Here is a 16,986-nt window from a genome sequence, read left to right as displayed (position 1 = left end):
GGCATTGCTGACTGGTTGGCAATATCTTGAGAAAAATTTTTTAGTAACTTTTTCCGTATTTTTTGACATCACGCTCCTAAGTTATTCTAGGGTTTTTCCTGTGATCGATCCTTTGCCCCTAGCGCCGCAGTCAGATATGGCAACCTTAGCCATACCCAAGGATCTTGAAATATTAATTCAAGAAATTGTTAAGGCTTATCAACAACCCCAATACCAAGCCCAAGTGGTTGAGGTATTGAAAAGATTGGTTGCCAATACTAGAGATAGTCTCATTCCCCCATATATTCTCGAGCCGCAAATATCGAAGCAGGCGATCGCTAACTATACTAATCAATATGCCAAGCAAAACCACGATGAAGATTCTGAGACAGATTTCTTAAGAAGCTGGGATGACATCTTAAATGTTCAGGTTTATATTGATACAGACATTTACGGTGAGCTAGATCCTAGACCACCAGCATTGACTGAGCCTGATCATGGCGGCGATCATGAAACAATTATTCAACATACTGAAGCTTCTGAAGCCTATGTCAATTCTTGGAAGGAGTTAGCCCAGAGGATTTCCAACTATCCTGATGACATTTTTACGCGCCTTTGGACAACCATCGAGATTGCTAAGATTTTAGAATGTTCGCCGAGTACTTTGCGACGGGCGCGGCGTTTAGGGCGATTGCCTGTGAAGTTCAAGGATCTAATCATCGACTGCATTTCCCATGACGGCAAACGGAGTTTGTGGTTTGTGCGACCAGTTTAGGCAAGCATTGATTAAACTGCTTTGTAGCAAAATGTCAATACTCACGGTAATCAATATGGAACAGCCACAAGTCAGCATCATTATGGGAAGCGATTCTGATCTGCCCACTATGCAGGGCGCGATCGCCATCTGTCAGCAATTCAAGATCCCCCATGAGGTGGCGATAATTTCGGCTCACCGCACGCCAGAGCGCATGGTGGAATTTGCTAAAACCGCTCACACAAGAGGAATCCGCGTGATCATTGCGGGGGCGGGGGGCGCAGCCCATCTGCCAGGCATGGTGGCGGCGCTATCGCCATTACCTGTGATCGGTGTGCCTGTATCTACCCGCCAACTTCATGGTGTTGATTCGCTCTATTCGATTGTGCAGATGCCCAAGGGAATTCCTGTGGCAACGGTGGCGATCGGTAATGCTGATAATGCAGGGCTATTAGCGGTACAAATTTTGGCAATCACTAACCCCGAATTGATGGATGCAGTAATTGACTATCGGCGATCGCTGTCCGATATGGTAAACGATAAACAAATTAAACTGGAGGAGTTGGGAACCAGCCAATATTTGCAGCAAATGAGGCAAAGCTGATTTAAAATTCTGGTAACGTAGGCAGCCTACCTGCCTCTTAGAATTTTTGAGAGATATTTTGTCAATGCAAGTACGCCGCCAATCTGAATTTGCTGAGTTTGCTAATAGCACTAAGGGCTATGCGATCGCCAACCCCAATGAGCCTCCACAAAATATCCTCGAAAAAATCATCTGGCACAAACAACGGGAAGTGGCACAGATGTACGCCAATCTGCCATTAGCGACAGTACAGGCAATGGCGATCGCCGCCCCAGCGACCCGTGATTTTTACGGCAGCTTGCAAAATGCGCCAAATCCCCCCGCCCTCATCGCCGAAGTCAAAAAAGCCTCCCCCAGTAAAGGCATCTTGCGCGAAGAATTCGATCCCGTAGCGATCGCCCAAGCATATGCCAGAGGCGGCGCGAACTGCCTCTCCATCCTCACCGATGCTCAATTTTTTCAAGGCAGTTTTGCAAACCTGCAACTAGTGCGCCAAGCCGTTGATCTGCCCTTACTTTGCAAAGAATTTATCATCGATCCTTACCAAATCTATTGGGGGCGATCGCATGGAGCCGATGCCGTATTACTAATTGCCGCCATTCTTACCGACACCGACCTATCAGAATTTCAGGCTTTAATTCACCAACTCAACATGACCGCCCTCATCGAAGTGCATACCCAACAGGAACTAAGTCGGGTTTTGCAAATTGCTGATGTTCGGCTAATTGGCATTAATAACCGCAATCTCGAAAATTTTGGCGTGGACTTAGCACAGACCCAAAACCTAATGATGTCGCTATCTCCTGACATTCACCAACAATATCTATGGGTAAGCGAATCAGGTATTTACAATCGCCAAGATTTAGATTTTGTCCAACAATGCGGCGCAAGCGCAGTCCTAGTAGGCGAATCTTTGATTAAGCAACCCAACATCGAATTGGCAGTGCAGCGCTTGACCATAGCTAGACCATAACTGGAAATCATCATGAATAGGACTTACGCAAATAGGTGTTTGCAAAACTTAGTAAGGGTGCTATTGTAATAAATGCTCTAAACTATGTCATTTCGTTAAAGGAATCAACTGTGGCAAACATCAAGTCCGCCAAAAAGCGTATCCAAATCGCTGAGCGCAATCGCCTACACAACAAGTCATACAAATCGGCTGTCAAGACTCTAATGAAGAGCTACTTTGAGGCAGTTGATGCCTACAAAGCTAACCCCACCCCCGAAGCCCTAGAAACCGTCAACACCAAGCAATCCCTCGCTTACAGCAAGATTGATCGCGCTGTCAAACGGGGTGTATTACATGGCAACACAGGCGCTCGTCGCAAATCTAGACTTGCCCAAGCACTCAAAAATGCTACTCCCTCAAGCTAGGCTCAAACCGTTAGCTCTTCACAAAACAACTACATTTTGGTAATAGATCAATTATTTGGGCAGGTTGCAGAACGATCGCCTATCCCTACAGTTTCCTGAATCATGCGATCTTTTGTCTATTTCCCAACCTGTCCCAACTAAAAACTAAGCTAGAGCCGAACTTAATGTCTAAAACCGACAAAGACAAGTTTCTAAACCCCATCTCTAACTTTAGGGGAGACTTTTCTCCAGAAAATCTAGCTTTTGATGCCAACTTGCAAGAATTTGCCAATCGGGTATCCTTGATCTGCGCCTTGGAAACAGGCGGTAAAATATCACCAAACGAAGCTTATCAAAAGATCCGAGACTTATGGGAACAGTTGGCCAGTTCCAAGAAAAATCTCTTAGGCGATGACAAATAGTAGTCAAGCTTTGGTTCTCGATATCTAGGTTGAGCCACTAGCTCAACAAAAAAGCTCTAATTTGAGACTTTTTGACAGGTTCTCACTCATATCTCCCTTGGCAAATCTCTCTAAAAGATTGTTTACAATCTTTAACATAGGTTTATACTAGGGGTAATTAATTTCATTTTGCTGACTTCTTCCATTGCATGACTATCCAAAGCAATCTTAATCTTTGGAAGCTGAGGTTTCTAGCGGGAATCTCTGTTTAAATTATTCAAAATCTAGGGCAGAGATGTCCTTCGGCTTTGTTATTGATTGTTTATCCCGTGCGATTGGCAGAATAGGCAAACTGTTCTTAGAACAAATTTGCTGCAAATCTTAGGATCATCCATGCCCTCATCTTTTATTTCTCTCGGTATTTCAGAAGCACGAGTTGCCAAGCTTGAGTCTATCGGTTTTACAGAACCCACAGCCATTCAAGAGCAAGCGATTCCCCAGTTACTTGCTGGTGCAGATGTGCTTGGGCAAGCCCAAACTGGTACTGGCAAGACTGCCGCCTTTGCCTTACCAATTTTAGAGCGACTCGATCTCACTAATGACTCTTTACAAGCATTGATTTTGACCCCAACCCGCGAGCTGGCGATTCAGGTCGGGCAGGCTCTACGCAGCTTTAACCTCAAGCCTGGAGCAAAAATTTTAACTGTATATGGTGGATCAGCGATTGATCGCCAAATGATTCAACTCGATCGCGGTGTTCATGTTGTTGTGGGTACACCTGGTCGCGTTATGGATCTTATGGATCGGGGCAAGCTCAAGCTAGACAAACTATCTTGGTTTGTGCTTGACGAAGCTGATGAAATGCTAAATATGGGATTTATCCAAGACGTAGAAAAGATCTTGGTGACTACCCCTGCTTCCAAACAAAGTACCTTCTTTTCGGCGACGATGCCCCCTGCGGTCAAGCGCCTTGTCAAGAATTTCCTGAAATCTCCTGTGACTGTTAAGGTGGAAACCCAAGACTCAACCCCCACCCGCATCGATCAGCAGATCTATTTAGTTCCCTATCATTTGACTAAGGAGGAGGCGCTACTGCCTGTCCTCGAATATGAAGCGCCAACTTCGGCAATTATTTTTGTCCGCACCAAGGATTCTGCAAGCCGTCTGACCGAGATATTGCAGGCTTCTGGTCACAGTGTGGATGAATATCATGGAAATTTGTCCCAATCGCAGCGCGAAGCATTGTTACGCCGTTTTCGGAATCAGCAGGTGCGCTGGGTGGTTGCCACTGATATTGCGGCGCGAGGTTTAGATATTGATGGCTTGACCCATGTGTTCAATTTGGATATTCCTGATGATCCCGAACGCTATGTTCACCGTATTGGGCGAACTGGTCGCGCTGGTAAGAAGGGTGTAGCCATTACGCTGATTTCTGGTAAGGAGCGTTACAAGTTACGTCAATTAGAGCAGCAGGTGGGCATGCCTTTGCCACCTCAGCCTCTGCCCAATGTGGCTCAGATCCAAGAGCGCCGCATCGGACGCTTTACTGATCAAATGCTTCAAGCATTGACGGGTGAGCGTTTAGCATCTTTCTTGCCTTTGGTTTCGCAGTTGGTGGAGGAATATGATCCCCAAGCGATCGCGGCGGCGGCGTTACAACTTGCCTATACCCAATTGCAATCAGATAAGGCGGAACAGGCGGCGTTGCAGGTGTTAGCGAAGCAACCCCATCGTCCTGATTCTGGTCGGGGTGGTGATGGTGGTTCTTACAACAGTGGTAAGCCCATCAAACGTGGTCAAAGCGGTTATCGTGGGCGCAGTGATGGCGGTGGCGGTCGCGATAGTCGTGATGGTGGTGGTCGCGATAGTCGTGATGGCGGCAGTCGTGATGGTGGTGGCTATGATTCGCGCCGATCTTCTTATCGTGGCGATCGCTCCTCCGCACCCGTCAAGTACTAAAAATATCCTGATTTAATTAGCCAGATCATACTAGGGCATTCGTAAATTGCCAATTGGGTTTAGGGCATATCAATAGACAGCATTAGCCGCAATAGATCTTCGCGATCGCCGCCGATGCCTGCTCTAGTTTGGGACTGCCCTAGTTCAACTGGTGTTTGTGAATGTCCTATTTTGTTGCAATGAAATGATGCAGTCTGCTTTGGCGAGTTCTAAACTTGATCCCCCCCTTCGTAAAAACCTAACTGCCATCTTTTTGACTGGTTTATTTTTTTGGTCGAGCATGGCTTCGCAATTGCCAACCTTGCCGCTTTACCTCAATACTCTTACCCAATCCTTAGATGAGGTGGGTTTAATCATGGGTTCCTTTGCGATCGGTCTATTAGCCTGCCGTTCCTATTTGGGGAAACTGACCGATCGCAGGGGTAGAACCTATACTATGCGGATTGGCTTAGCTGTGGCTATGATCGTGCCTCTATGCTATGCCTTATTCCCATCGATCCCCTTACTGATTTTCTTTCGCGCCATTCACGGCATTAGTATCGCCGCCTTTGCCTCTAGTTATAGCGCCCTGATTGCTGACCTTGCCCCAATTGCCAATCGCGGTAAAATCATTGGCTACATGAGCTTAGTCAATCCCTTGGGGCTGGCAATAGGTCCTGCCCTTGGTGGGGCAATGTACCAGTTTTGGGGATATCAGGCTCTTTTTGTAGTTGCCTCTTTGTTTGCCCTGTCGGGACTGTTGCTGACCAGTCAGATCAAGATCGTTGAAGTAGTGACCAAAACAGGGGAATTGGTCAATCAAGCACCAGCTAAGTTTTGGCAAACTTTTCTCAATCCCAGAATTAGAGTGATTTGCACTGTTCTATTGATCGTGGGCATAGCCTTCGGTACTATTTCTGCCTTCATGCCAATCTTGATGCAGCAAAAGCAAATAACGATGAATGCAGGTGTATTTTATATGTCGGCAGCATTGTCGGGCTTTATGATTCGCTTGCCCTTAGCAAGGCTTAGTGATAGTTGGGGCAGGGGAATATTTATCTCTGTGGGCATCATGTGCTACGGTTCATCTTTGCTAATTATTTATTTAGCCAGTCAGGATTATCATTTTGTGATCTCTGGCATTATGGAGGGGATCGGTGCGGGGATCGTGATCCCCACTGTAGTTGCCCTACTTGCCGATCGCACTGTTCCCCTTGAGCGCGGTTATGTGTTTGGGTTGACTTGGATTGGGTTTGATGTGGGTATTGCGATGGCGGGGCCAATTATGGGCAAGCTGACGGGGCTAGTGGGGGTAAATAATATTTTTGCAATTACCACAGGGCTGTGTCTGGTAGGTTTATGGATATTTGCTACCCAGTCCAATAAAACTGTTACTAATTCTCTCAAATTTGCGATCGGCAGTTCCAAAGATGATGATTATGCGATCAAACCCGTTGTGACTTAGCTGCCTCTAACTTTTAAGAGTGCGATCGCGCTCTTAGTTACAGTACTTTGCACTAAGAGATTGTTTAAAAAGTCTAGACATTCACTAAAAATACTGATTGATACCCCCTAGCCCCCCCCTTACGAAAGGAGGGGAAAGATTAAAAAAGTCCCCTTTTTAAGGGGAATTTAGGGGGATCAAAACTTTTTAACTAAGTGCTAGAGCCAAAACGGATGGCATAGACATCCTGTTCTTTGTCGGTGTAAATTTCCACATCGGACTTAGGGTAAGAAACACAAAGGAGGATGTATCCCTTTGCATCTAATTCTTCACCCATGCCGCCGATCCCCATGCCTTGGCTCTGGTCAACTTCACCCTTGACAATTTGCGCGGCGCAGGTTGTACAAACCCCCGCATAGCAGGAGCATGGTAAATCTAGTCCCTGCGCGATCGCCGCGTCCAAAATTGGCTGATCTTCAGGTACAGCCACAGTAAAAGTTTGTCCTTGGTGGTGTAGGGTGGCAGTAAATGTTTGAGTCATTTTTTATCAGATTTATTTTTGTAAAGTTTTTGTAAAAGTATAGCTGTAGCTACTGGCATTGCATAGAGATAAGTGTGGGGTCGCTTCGCGCCGCTACTTATTCTTGGTTTTGGCGACAGCTACAAATGATATGATATGCAATTGGCTTAATTTTATCTCTTACTATGCAACCCCGCCACACTGCCCGCGAACTCGCTCTATTTAGTATTAACCAGCTACCTAGCCAACCTCAAAAGCTAGAATCCAAGACTCTAGATGACATTGTGACGGCTGTAGTTCGATCGCTGCATGATGAAACTAAGGAGCTATTGCAAACCGCCAGTGCAGAATTACAACGTAGTCAGGATCGGCTCACCTCCAGCGAAAATCGTACCAGTGACCTGCGTCAAGATATTCAGGCTGTTGAGGGGATGGTGCGTGAGGCGATCGAATTAACCAAAAATGCCATTAACAATATTGGGGCAGCGCTCGATTTTCCTGTGACTTTGGTGCTTTCACAGCGCGATGAAGTCCGTAACTATGCGATCGATATTCTCAAAACAGTCAATAACAAGCGATCGCAAATTGATGAAACCATTAGCAGCGCCCTTGTCAATTGGCAAATCGATCGCCTTGCCCAATTAGACAAAGACATTTTAAGAATTGCCACGGCAGAAATAATGTTTATGAATGTGGCAAGTAAGGTGGCGATCGATGAGGCAGTAGAATTGGCAAAACGCTACAGCAGTGAAGACGGCTATCGCTTTATCAATGGGGTTTTGCGCCGCATTGACGATCAACTCAAAGAGGCGCGGCGCAAATCCTGAAACCAATCCTAAAAAGATATTACCGTCATAGCAACCTCGGCGATCGCGTTATCATGGGATTAGACGAGTTTGGACTTAGTAAATGTTGATAGACCGTCCTAACCAAAAAGCACTAACCAATGAAGATTTAGAGAGCTTAAGCAAACTAAAGGCTCTGATTGATAATGTCATCGCCGATGGCAAAGTCTCCAAAAACGATATAGAGATGATCAACTGTGCCATTTATAGCAACGGTAAGGTTTTGATTGAGGAAGTTACTTTATTGAGGCAAATGGTGCGCGACAAAATCGATTGCGGCTTGCTAATATATGAATACTAAGTGACAGTTGCTCGGATTTCACAAACACCTTGACGGTATAACTCAGCGCTTTACGCTCACTGAAAACCCATAAATATTTTTGAAGGCAGCGCAAAGTTAGGCACTGGTTCCGCCCAGTGAGGAAGTAAAAGCCAAGCATAGCAAGGGTTATGGTTTTAATTAAAAGAATCTTGTATGGCAGTAACCTAACACAAAAACAGGGTGTACAGGCACTTTTTGCTCAAAAACCACGTTAACCAGCTTTGACAACAGATTCCTACACTCCTTGCTGAATAAGACTTTCTGCTCCTCATTGGGCGGAACCAGTGCCCAAAGTTATGTTTTCAAAAATATTTATGTACTAATCAAAGTATCAATAAGCTGTTACCAAGATGTATCCTCAGCGATTTGTTTACCTTCAGTTTTGAGATAGTCTAAAAAGGCTTGAGCAACTACTGACAACTGCTTACCCGCAAGATGGATCACATACCAGTGACAAGGAATCGGAAAATGCTCCACATCTAAAACCGCGATCTGTCCCGAAGCGCCCTCCAAAGCGATCGTATGTCTAGACAAAACCGAAATCCCTAAACCGCCAGCGATCGCCTGTTTAATCGCCTCATTACTTGACAACTCAATCTTCACCATCGGCTTGATATTGTGTTGGTCGAACAATTTCTGCACATAGCTTCTAGTTCCAGAACCCGATTCCCTTGTAATAAAAGGCTGCTCAGCTAATTTTTGAATTGGAATATTTTTTTCACTAACCAAAGGATGATCATGGTTGGCCAATACCACTAGGGGATTAGACAAAAACTGATGGGCCTTCACATCAGGCTCATCAGGCACTTGACTGAGTATATATAGATCATCCTTATTTTCAGATAGCCTTTCCAAAATGCCACTATGATTGGTCACCTTTAGCGAAATCTCCACCCCCGGATAACGCTGACAAAAAGGTCCCAACAATCTAGGAACCACATATTTTGCCGTTGTCACCACCGAAATTTTTAAACATCCCTGCTTCAAACCCTTCATATTGGCTACACTCATCTCAAACTGAGAGATGCGACCAAAAATTTCTTGGCAAGTTTTAAATAATTCCTGACCCGCTTGGGTAAGAAACAACCGCTTTCCCACCTGCTCAAACAGAGGCATCCCCACCGCCTTAGTCAAGTGCTTAATTTGCATCGAAACTGTTGGCTGGGTGAGAAACAACTCCTCAGCCGCACGAGTATAGCTCCCATGTCTAGCCGCCACTTCAAAAACCTGCAACTGGTGGAGCGTGACATGACTAGCCAACCGCGAATCAGATAAGTGATAACCCATAGGAATGATAGAATCATAGACTTTGTTCTATGATTCTATCACTTGTTTATGCTATTTTTCTATATATAGTGATTTTCGCATCGTTACCTATTTTCCCGCCTAAAAATAGACATCAAAACCAAATGACTAACATTACGGCGCAAAGCGCTGCATTGAGATGTCAACAAGTTGTAAACTTGGCTAAAGGTAGATCTGAGCGAAAATTAATCAGCAAAAATTAATAAGCACAATGAATTTGAAGAGAAAGTTAGCAGTTTTCAAAAGATGCATTTTACATAATATCCGAGACGAAGCTTTTCTGAAATTGATTAGGCGGGTAGAAAATATTGCCTCTAAAATATTGGCGATCGCCCTAGTCATCGTAATTTTTATTGCCCTATTCGACCTATTGCGCTTACTCACCTTTGACCTATTTTTCACAGAGCCAAAATGGACTTTTAGTGCGCCCCTCCTTAAAATATTTGGGCTATTTCTCAATGTTTTGATCGCCCTTGAGCTAATGGAAAACGTCACTGCCTATCTTCGCCAACACGCCATCCAACTAGAGCTAGTAATTGTGACCGCACTAACTGCGGTTGCGCGTAAGATCGTCATTTTTGACAGCAAAGCAGAAGGCGACATTACAGGCTTAGCGATCGCCGTTTTATCTCTATCCGCAAGCTACTGGATCGTCCGCAGCCAAAATAAGCGTCCTCATGACTCAGAATGATCCTTGTGGGGATTGACCTAGGTAAATGCTAAACTTATGTTAAATATTTAGACCATATAAAAAATTTAACCACACCCCGATATGACTCCATCACTAACTAACTTCTTTTTAAGCCTTGTTGCAGGCGGCGTAGTTCTTGGGCTGATTTTTGTCGCTTTGTTCATCGTCAGCCAAAAAGACAAAATCGTGCGCCGAGGCTAAACTCTTCCCTATCTCCTCATAAACCATAAGAAAAGCCTTGAAATTACTGTTTTGCAGCCGCTTTCAAGGTTTTCATGGGTTTAGGGTTTCAGCGCCATGCGCTGTAATTAATTCGTGATCCTAAATAAAAAAGAATGGCTATGCAAAGCATAGCCATTCTTTTTTGGTAGCCCCCAATTTGCCTATAGCAGTTCATGTCAGCGAAATTTTCATCTAGTTGGTTGACAAGTCTCCTCAAGCCTTAGCTCATACAGCGCTGATTGAAAAACCAGAAAGATGACTAAAAGCAGCGATCCGCTTTACTCTCAAATTAGCTTAATAGCAGAATCTATCAGTAGATATACTTACCGATTTGCCTGTTAAATTTAACCGAAGTTATTTGGTGTTTGCAATCTTTATATTTTCTTAACTATTCAGTCATCCGTACCCCCATAAATAAGACCGACAAAAAGCTCAAAAAGATTGTCATGAAAGCATTACAGCTATCACTTAAGAGATCATTAAGTTAATCTTTTATTCGGGATCAATGAAACGCTCTCCAGACAAAGCATAGAGGCTAATCCCTGCCTCAAACCGACCCCAGATAATTAAAGTAATTAAAAAAACTTTTTTACAAATTTGGTTCAGCCAAATTAACTTATATGAACTCTTTAAGTAGTTCCGTTGTTGTTTGTCGCCTTTGTCAACATTATCGACCTGAAGGCAGACGCGGCGGTATCTGTGGAAAGTTGGATGTACCTGTTGCCGCAACATGGGAAGCCTGTAGCTTGGCCTCACACCCCTTTGAGCTATCTTGGTCGTCCGTCAACAATATAAATTCGTTTTTAAAGGAATCTTTACAGGAATCATTGATTAAGAGTGAAGAAGAATTCGCTAAAACTTAATCACGCACTAATCACATAGCTTTAAATGATAGATAATCATTCTGTAAGCTTTAATTTTTTGGCAAAAGAGTGTTAGCAAGGGTTTGGAGCGCCACTATACTTGGCATTGATGCTATTCAAGTCGGAGTGGAGGTTGACGTGTCAGGGGGGTTGCCCGGAATCACCCTCGTGGGTCTGCCCGATACCGCAGTACAGGAAAGCCGTGAACGGGTCAAGGCAGCGATCAAAAATGCGGGCTACGCCTTCCCGATGCGTAAAATTGTAATTAATCTTACCCCCGCCGATCTTCGCAAGGAGGGGCCAATCTTTGACTTACCCATTAGTATTGGTATTCTTGCCGCATCTGAGCAGGTTGATCCCCAGTTACTAGGCGATCATTTGTTTTTGGGTGAGGTTTCCCTTGATGGTTCCCTACGGCCAGTTTCAGGAGTATTGCCGATCGCTGCCGCCGCCCAGCGTCTAGGAGTAGCAGGGATCATCGTCCCCAAGGAAAATGCCCAAGAAGCTGCACTGGTTAAAGAGATTAAGGTATATGGCTTACAAAGCATTACTGAAGTGGGCGACTTTTTAGCCAACCCCCAAAAATATCAACCCGTCACAGCCGATCCCCAAGTTAAATGGCATGATAGCAATTTTAAGCTCGATCTCAAAGATGTAAAAGGGCAGCAACACGCCCGCCGCGCCCTAGAGATCGCCGCCGCAGGTGGGCATAACCTAATTTTTGTAGGACCTCCCGGCTCAGGCAAAACCCTATTAGCCAGAAGATTGCCCAGCATTCTGCCCGATATGACCTTTGACGAAGCCTTAGAAGTTACCCGCATTCACTCTGTCGCAGGGTTGCTCAAGGGTAAGGGTTTAGTCAGCGATCGCCCCTTTCGTAGCCCCCACCACTCCGCCTCTGGTCCCGCCCTAGTCGGTGGCGGCAGTTTCCCCAGACCTGGAGAGATTACCCTCGCCACCAATGGCGTATTGTTCATGGATGAACTTACAGAATTTAAGCGGGATGTCCTCGAATTTTTGCGCCAGCCCCTCGAAGATGGCTTCGTCAGCATATCCCGCACCCGCCAGTCCGTTACCTTCCCCGCGCAGTTTACATTAGTAGCCAGTACCAATCCTTGCCAATGTGGATATTATGGCGACTCGGTGCAGCCATGCACCTGCACACCCCGCCAGCGTGAACAATATTGGGCAAAGCTATCAGGACCATTAATGGATCGCATCGATCTACAGGTGACGGTGGCGCGTTTAAAAGCTGATGAAATGACGCGATCGCCCGAAGGCGAAAACTCCAGCGAAGTCAAACAGCGTGTCCAAGCCGCCAGGGACTTGCAACAACAACGCTTTCAAGGGGAATCTAGAGTCAATTGCAACGCTCAGATGCAATCAAGACATATCCGTCAGTGGTGCCAACTTGATGAGCCTTCGCGCAATTTACTAGAAGCCGCCATCAAGCGCTTAGGTTTATCTGCCCGTGCGACCGATCGCATCCTCAAAGTATCTCGCACCATCGCCGATCTCGCCAATTCATCGCAAATCGAGGTAGTGCATATTGCCGAAGCAGTACAATATCGCACCCTAGATCGCGTTACCTAAATATTGACTAACCGTGAGCAATCTGAGAGAAATTGAGCAATCTTGATCAAATTATAACAATCAAGATTAATATATCTTTGCTTTATATCTTGCAGTACTTTCCTCTGCAAGACTATATTGTTTAGTAATATTACAGTCTATTAAGGCTTTCAATATTACAGAAAGATTTTTGAACGTATCGCGCCGCGCATCTTGCAAAAATCTTTCTGGGATTTCATTCAGCGCAATTCGCCGCAATTCGCAAAAGTGTGACAACATCTTTGTGGGTTAGAAACTAAATCCAGTAAGGGTTTGCCAACTAAACAATGGCTATGCCATTTCTTCGTTGGGGATTTGATGACACAAAGTAGAGCGTGGTTATTTTGTGTCTTGACGTGGTTTGCTAGTGAGAGGAGCATATCAGGGCATTTAAGTATGAGTACAGTTCTAGTGGTAGAAGATAGTGTCACACAAAGAGAAATGATTGAGGACTTACTCAAAGGCAGTGGCTTAAAAGTCGACACCGCAAATGACGGCGTAGAAGCCCTTGAGAAAATGGAAAGCAACTATCCAGATATAGTTGTTATGGATATCGTTATGCCTCGAATGAACGGCTATGAGCTATGTCGGCGCATCAAGACCGATCCCAAAACCGAGCGTATCCCCGTGGTGATGTGTTCTTCTAAGGGTGAAGAATTTGATCGTTATTGGGGGATGAAACAGGGGGCAGATGCTTACATTGCCAAGCCATTTCAGCCCCAAGAGTTAGTTGGTACGATTCGGCAGTTACTTAGAAAAGCTTAAGAATTTTTGTGGAGTTGCCAAAAGTATGGACAATTCTTGATTATTTAAGCTCTGTCCGTTACTATCTGCTCTAAAATTCTCCGAAGTTAAAAAATGCCTCTTAAACAATTACAATTTGCAAGACAGGGATTCTGAAAATATGGTAGGAAATCAAGACTTTTTCCCTGGAATTGGGCAAGATCAAACCACTGATTTTGAGCAAGGGATCGAAGCTCCCGAAGGTGAGCTACACCTGCGCTTTTTTGTGGCATCAGGAATTGAGTTTGCCCTACCAGCGATCGGCGTTAGCCAAGTTATAGAATATTCTCCAGATCGAATTAATCCCATGCCTAATGTCTCGCCCTTACTGCTCGGTACAGTGAATATTCGGGGTAGAGTAGTTTGGGTAGGCGATCTTGGTCAGTTTTTGGGAGAAATACCGCCTGTAAATACTGATCGCTCGGAAGTCTCCATTATTGCCATTGAAGACCAAGGCATGATGCTGGGGTTGGCGGTTGAGCAAATAGGCGTTATGGCTTGGCTTGATCCTAGTAAACTAACTATCTCTAGAAATAGCGTGGACAGCATGGCTCCATTTATTAAAGGCGAGTGGATAATGGATGAAGGTGAACCGTTAAAGCTATTGGATCAGGTGAATATTTTACGCTCTGCTCGATGGGCATCCTAACCGCATCCATACTCAATCAGACACAGCCTGTAATTTGACTAACTAACCTTGTCCTTGCTTTTGCTAGCTCGAATTCATACATTAATCATGATTAGCAACAACGCCTAATAACTATACTATATGCAAAACTTATGTAAATCTATGGGAGCGCAAATTGAGAAACCGACCTAAACGACACCTAGCATACAAGCAAAAAAGCATTGCTAAGCGAATGCGTTGCTAAAAATGAGAGGTCACTGAGTTACAAAAAACCGGATAGCAAGGACTAATTAAAATCAATCACAGAAACAGCTAATTCGATCAAATTTTACAATAAGATTTTGGCGATGAATTCGAGATAATGGCGGCGATTTTAGGGTATTTAGGAGAAAGCACATGGCATCAAGTACGCAATATCAAAAAGAATATGAAAAGGCTTCTCTAGCATATATGCAGGGAGATTATAGCCAAGCAGCACAAGTTACGCAGCATCTGGTTAAAGCCTGTCCTAGCGATCCTATGTATCGATTACTCCATGCTCATATCAATCTGGCTCTAGAACGCTATCAAGATTGTATTGGGGAGTACGAGATTGTCCTGCAACTTACCGATGACAACTCAATCCTTGAATATGCCCATAGTGGCATAGCGGCTGCCAAGGAAAGGCTAGACACGGATGACAATGGCTACAGTATTGATGGCACTACAGATAATCAATATGCTTATGAGGTCAACAACAGTAGCTACAATCAAGCAACCTCAACCTATATGCAGGGCAATTGGGAAAGCCCCGAAGCTACTACAGGAATTAGTAATGACTTTGACTTTGAAGACTTTAGTGGCGATGGCTCAATGAACGGCAGTGGTTATAGCTATGGTGGTGAAACCCAAGCTGAGCCTAAGACCAACTTTAGCTCTGGATATACTAATAGTTCTGTTGGCAATGTCAGCATGGGCAATGATGTTATTTCTATGGATGACTTTGATGATTTTGACGATATTGGCAATTCTGCTTATACGTCTTACTCAGACTCATTTGGCGATGCTGACGCGACGCAAATGGCTTCTGAATCGTCGATGGCTGATTTTAGTAATCAAGACTTTATGACTTCGGCGGCTAGGTCGAATAATAACAATACGGCAGTAGCGCGGGATGTTACTAGTAGCCGATTTGGTCAGCCTGATAATGAGGCGGAGTTGTTTGGTCTGGGGGGGATTAATGCGCCTGTGAGTAGCGGTCGGGCGGGTGCAGAAATGGCTGTTGAGGCAGGAGAGCAGGGAAGTATTTTTGCCCCCTTTGACAATATGCCTCTTAAGACTAAAAGTGTAGTCACAGCAGTCTTAACAGGCATAGTTGCATTAATTGCGGCGGGATTTGTGACTAACTACACCATAGGCGCGATCGCCAATAAGGGGGAACGGGAGCAAGTCCGCAATACAGGCTGGATGATGGGATTGGCTGGGGCGATCGCTGGTGGGGCGGTGGCTTGGGGTCTGAGCAAGCGATCGGCAAAGCTAATTGAGCAGTCGACCCAGAATCTTCAAGCGCAGTTTGAGGCTGTCATTCGTGGCGATATGTCATCTCGCGCCAGCATTTACAGCGAGGATGAGTTTGGCAGATTGTCCACTAGCTTTAATCAAATGATCCAAACGATTGTTGCCAATACTAACGAAGCCCAACGTAAGGCGGCGGAACAGGAGCAAGCTAAGGAAGACTTGCAACGGCAGGTAATTCGCTTGCTGGATGACGTAGAAGGCGCAGCAAGAGGTGACTTGACCGTGCAAGCAGAGGTAACGGCTGACGTATTGGGTGCGGTTGCTGACTCCTTTAACCTCACCATTCAAAACCTGCGCGAAATTGTTAACCAAGTAAAAATTGCGGCACGTCAGGTAAACGATGGCTCTCGTGAAAATGAAGCTTTTGCGCGAAGCCTATCGTCGGATGCGTTGCGCCAAGCTGAAGAATTGAGTGTCACCCTCAACTCAGTGCAGATGATGACCGAATCAATTCAGCGTGTAGCTGAAAGCGCCCGCGAAGCGGAACAAGTGGCAAAACTGGCATCAGAAACGGCGATCAAGGGCGGTGATGCGGTAGAACGGACGGTGTCTGGTATTCTCGACATTCGTGAAACTGTTGCTGAGACTACTCGCAAGGTTAAGCGATTGGGTGAGTCTTCGCAGGAAATCTCTAAAATTGTTGGTTTAATTTCTTCGATCGCCTCGCGTACTAACTTATTAGCACTCAATGCTAGTATTGAAGCGGCAAGGGCAGGGGATGCAGGGCGAGGATTTGCGATCGTTGCTGACGAAGTACGTCAGTTGGCGGATCGGGCTGCTAAAGCATCGAAGGAAATCGAACAAATTGTGTTACAGATTCAAAGTGAGACTAGTAACGTACAACAGGCGATGGAAGTCGGGACACAGCAGGTTATCGATGGTACAAAACGAGCTGAGCAGGCTCGCCAATCCCTGGCTGACATTATCCAAGTTTCGCACCGCATTGAGACTTTGGTATTGTCGATTACTGAAGATACAGTCAAACAGACGGAAACTTCAAGAACAGTATCTCAAGTTATGCAGTCCGTTGAATTAACAGCCCAAGAAACATCTCAAGAGTCTCAACGGGTATCAGCCTCACTGCAAAATCTTGTGGGTGTTGCCCGAAGTCTCCAAGAATCTGTGGAAAGGTTCCGCGTTGATGCAAGTGATAAAACAACGGGAGGGCGCTAATTCCCCCTTTT

At 45.2% G+C, this 16,986-nt stretch carries 18 protein-coding genes; 16 read left to right on the top strand and 2 right to left on the bottom strand.

Features of this window, described 5'->3' with window-relative positions:
• The first annotated feature begins 100 nt into the window (after nucleotides 1-100).
• The 7 genes from H6F44_RS04490 to H6F44_RS04460 all read left to right on the top strand — a co-directional run bounded on the left by H6F44_RS04490 (nucleotide 101) and on the right by H6F44_RS04460 (nucleotide 6,476).
• On the top strand, nucleotides 101-754 hold the full coding sequence (locus tag H6F44_RS04490) for a hypothetical protein (protein ID WP_206754440.1): 654 nt from the start codon (nucleotides 101-103) through the stop codon (nucleotides 752-754).
• 55 nt (nucleotides 755-809) lie between these two features.
• Nucleotides 810-1,337: a 5-(carboxyamino)imidazole ribonucleotide mutase gene (gene purE / locus H6F44_RS04485; protein WP_190349756.1), complete on the top strand. Its 528-nt coding sequence runs from the start codon at nucleotides 810-812 to the stop codon at nucleotides 1,335-1,337.
• 64 nt (nucleotides 1,338-1,401) lie between these two features.
• The gene (gene trpC / locus H6F44_RS04480) at nucleotides 1,402-2,289 is read left to right on the top strand and encodes an indole-3-glycerol phosphate synthase TrpC (protein ID WP_190349811.1); all 888 of its coding nucleotides are present in this window, start codon (nucleotides 1,402-1,404) and stop codon (nucleotides 2,287-2,289) included.
• Between the two features lie 110 nt (nucleotides 2,290-2,399).
• Nucleotides 2,400-2,693, top strand: coding sequence for a 30S ribosomal protein S20 (rpsT, locus tag H6F44_RS04475; RefSeq protein WP_190349755.1), 294 nt, complete (start codon nucleotides 2,400-2,402; stop codon nucleotides 2,691-2,693).
• A gap of 164 nt (nucleotides 2,694-2,857) precedes the next feature.
• Nucleotides 2,858-3,094: a DUF7219 family protein gene (locus tag H6F44_RS04470; protein WP_190349754.1), complete on the top strand. Its 237-nt coding sequence runs from the start codon at nucleotides 2,858-2,860 to the stop codon at nucleotides 3,092-3,094.
• A 372-nt stretch (nucleotides 3,095-3,466) separates the two neighbouring features.
• Nucleotides 3,467-5,032 (top strand): DEAD/DEAH box helicase, encoded by a 1,566-nt coding sequence (locus tag H6F44_RS04465; RefSeq protein ID WP_190349753.1) that lies wholly within the window; start codon nucleotides 3,467-3,469, stop codon nucleotides 5,030-5,032.
• Nucleotides 5,033-5,219: 187 nt separating this feature from the next.
• The gene (locus tag H6F44_RS04460; protein ID WP_190349810.1) at nucleotides 5,220-6,476 is read left to right on the top strand and encodes an MFS transporter; all 1,257 of its coding nucleotides are present in this window, start codon (nucleotides 5,220-5,222) and stop codon (nucleotides 6,474-6,476) included.
• A 190-nt stretch (nucleotides 6,477-6,666) separates the two neighbouring features.
• On the opposite strand, the gene H6F44_RS04455 is transcribed toward H6F44_RS04460, so the two are convergent.
• The gene (locus H6F44_RS04455) at nucleotides 6,667-6,996 is read right to left on the bottom strand and encodes a 2Fe-2S iron-sulfur cluster-binding protein (RefSeq protein WP_190349752.1); all 330 of its coding nucleotides are present in this window, start codon (nucleotides 6,994-6,996) and stop codon (nucleotides 6,667-6,669) included.
• 164 nt (nucleotides 6,997-7,160) lie between these two features.
• Between H6F44_RS04455 and nusB the strand changes: the two genes are divergently transcribed.
• Both nusB and H6F44_RS04445 read left to right on the top strand, forming a co-directional pair.
• Nucleotides 7,161-7,802: a transcription antitermination factor NusB gene (gene nusB / locus H6F44_RS04450; RefSeq protein ID WP_190349751.1), complete on the top strand. Its 642-nt coding sequence runs from the start codon at nucleotides 7,161-7,163 to the stop codon at nucleotides 7,800-7,802.
• An 82-nt stretch (nucleotides 7,803-7,884) separates the two neighbouring features.
• Nucleotides 7,885-8,121, top strand: coding sequence for a hypothetical protein (locus H6F44_RS04445; RefSeq protein WP_190349750.1), 237 nt, complete (start codon nucleotides 7,885-7,887; stop codon nucleotides 8,119-8,121).
• Nucleotides 8,122-8,484: 363 nt separating this feature from the next.
• Here H6F44_RS04445 and H6F44_RS04440 read toward each other — a convergent pair whose 3' ends face one another.
• On the bottom strand, nucleotides 8,485-9,429 hold the full coding sequence (locus H6F44_RS04440; protein ID WP_190349749.1) for a LysR family transcriptional regulator: 945 nt from the start codon (nucleotides 9,427-9,429) through the stop codon (nucleotides 8,485-8,487).
• Nucleotides 9,430-9,658: 229 nt separating this feature from the next.
• Between H6F44_RS04440 and H6F44_RS04435 the strand changes: the two genes are divergently transcribed.
• From H6F44_RS04435 to H6F44_RS04405, 7 genes are all read left to right on the top strand, one after another.
• The gene (locus H6F44_RS04435) at nucleotides 9,659-10,138 is read left to right on the top strand and encodes a phosphate-starvation-inducible PsiE family protein (protein ID WP_190349748.1); all 480 of its coding nucleotides are present in this window, start codon (nucleotides 9,659-9,661) and stop codon (nucleotides 10,136-10,138) included.
• An 81-nt stretch (nucleotides 10,139-10,219) separates the two neighbouring features.
• Nucleotides 10,220-10,339: a photosystem II reaction center X protein gene (locus tag H6F44_RS04430; protein ID WP_190349747.1), complete on the top strand. Its 120-nt coding sequence runs from the start codon at nucleotides 10,220-10,222 to the stop codon at nucleotides 10,337-10,339.
• 641 nt (nucleotides 10,340-10,980) lie between these two features.
• Nucleotides 10,981-11,223 (top strand): hypothetical protein, encoded by a 243-nt coding sequence (locus H6F44_RS04425; RefSeq protein WP_190349746.1) that lies wholly within the window; start codon nucleotides 10,981-10,983, stop codon nucleotides 11,221-11,223.
• 69 nt (nucleotides 11,224-11,292) lie between these two features.
• Nucleotides 11,293-12,816 carry a YifB family Mg chelatase-like AAA ATPase gene (locus H6F44_RS04420; protein ID WP_190349745.1) on the top strand — a complete coding sequence of 508 codons (1,524 nt, stop codon included), beginning with the start codon at nucleotides 11,293-11,295 and terminating at the stop codon, nucleotides 12,814-12,816.
• A gap of 414 nt (nucleotides 12,817-13,230) precedes the next feature.
• Nucleotides 13,231-13,599, top strand: coding sequence for a response regulator transcription factor (locus H6F44_RS04415; RefSeq protein ID WP_190349744.1), 369 nt, complete (start codon nucleotides 13,231-13,233; stop codon nucleotides 13,597-13,599).
• Nucleotides 13,600-13,738: 139 nt separating this feature from the next.
• Complete coding sequence (locus tag H6F44_RS04410) at nucleotides 13,739-14,266, top strand: chemotaxis protein CheW (protein ID WP_190349743.1); 528 nt, start codon at nucleotides 13,739-13,741, stop codon at nucleotides 14,264-14,266.
• Between the two features lie 375 nt (nucleotides 14,267-14,641).
• A complete protein-coding gene (locus H6F44_RS04405) occupies nucleotides 14,642-16,975 on the top strand; it encodes a methyl-accepting chemotaxis protein (RefSeq protein ID WP_190349742.1) in 2,334 nt (777 codons plus the stop codon).
• The last annotated feature ends 11 nt before the right edge of the window (nucleotides 16,976-16,986 follow it).

The organism is Pseudanabaena cinerea FACHB-1277 (assembly GCF_014696345.1).
Classification (GTDB): Bacteria; Cyanobacteriota; Cyanobacteriia; order Pseudanabaenales; family Pseudanabaenaceae; genus Pseudanabaena; species Pseudanabaena cinerea.
The sequence above is the reverse complement of the archived record's forward strand: the minus strand, read 5'-3'. Positions and strand labels throughout refer to the sequence as shown.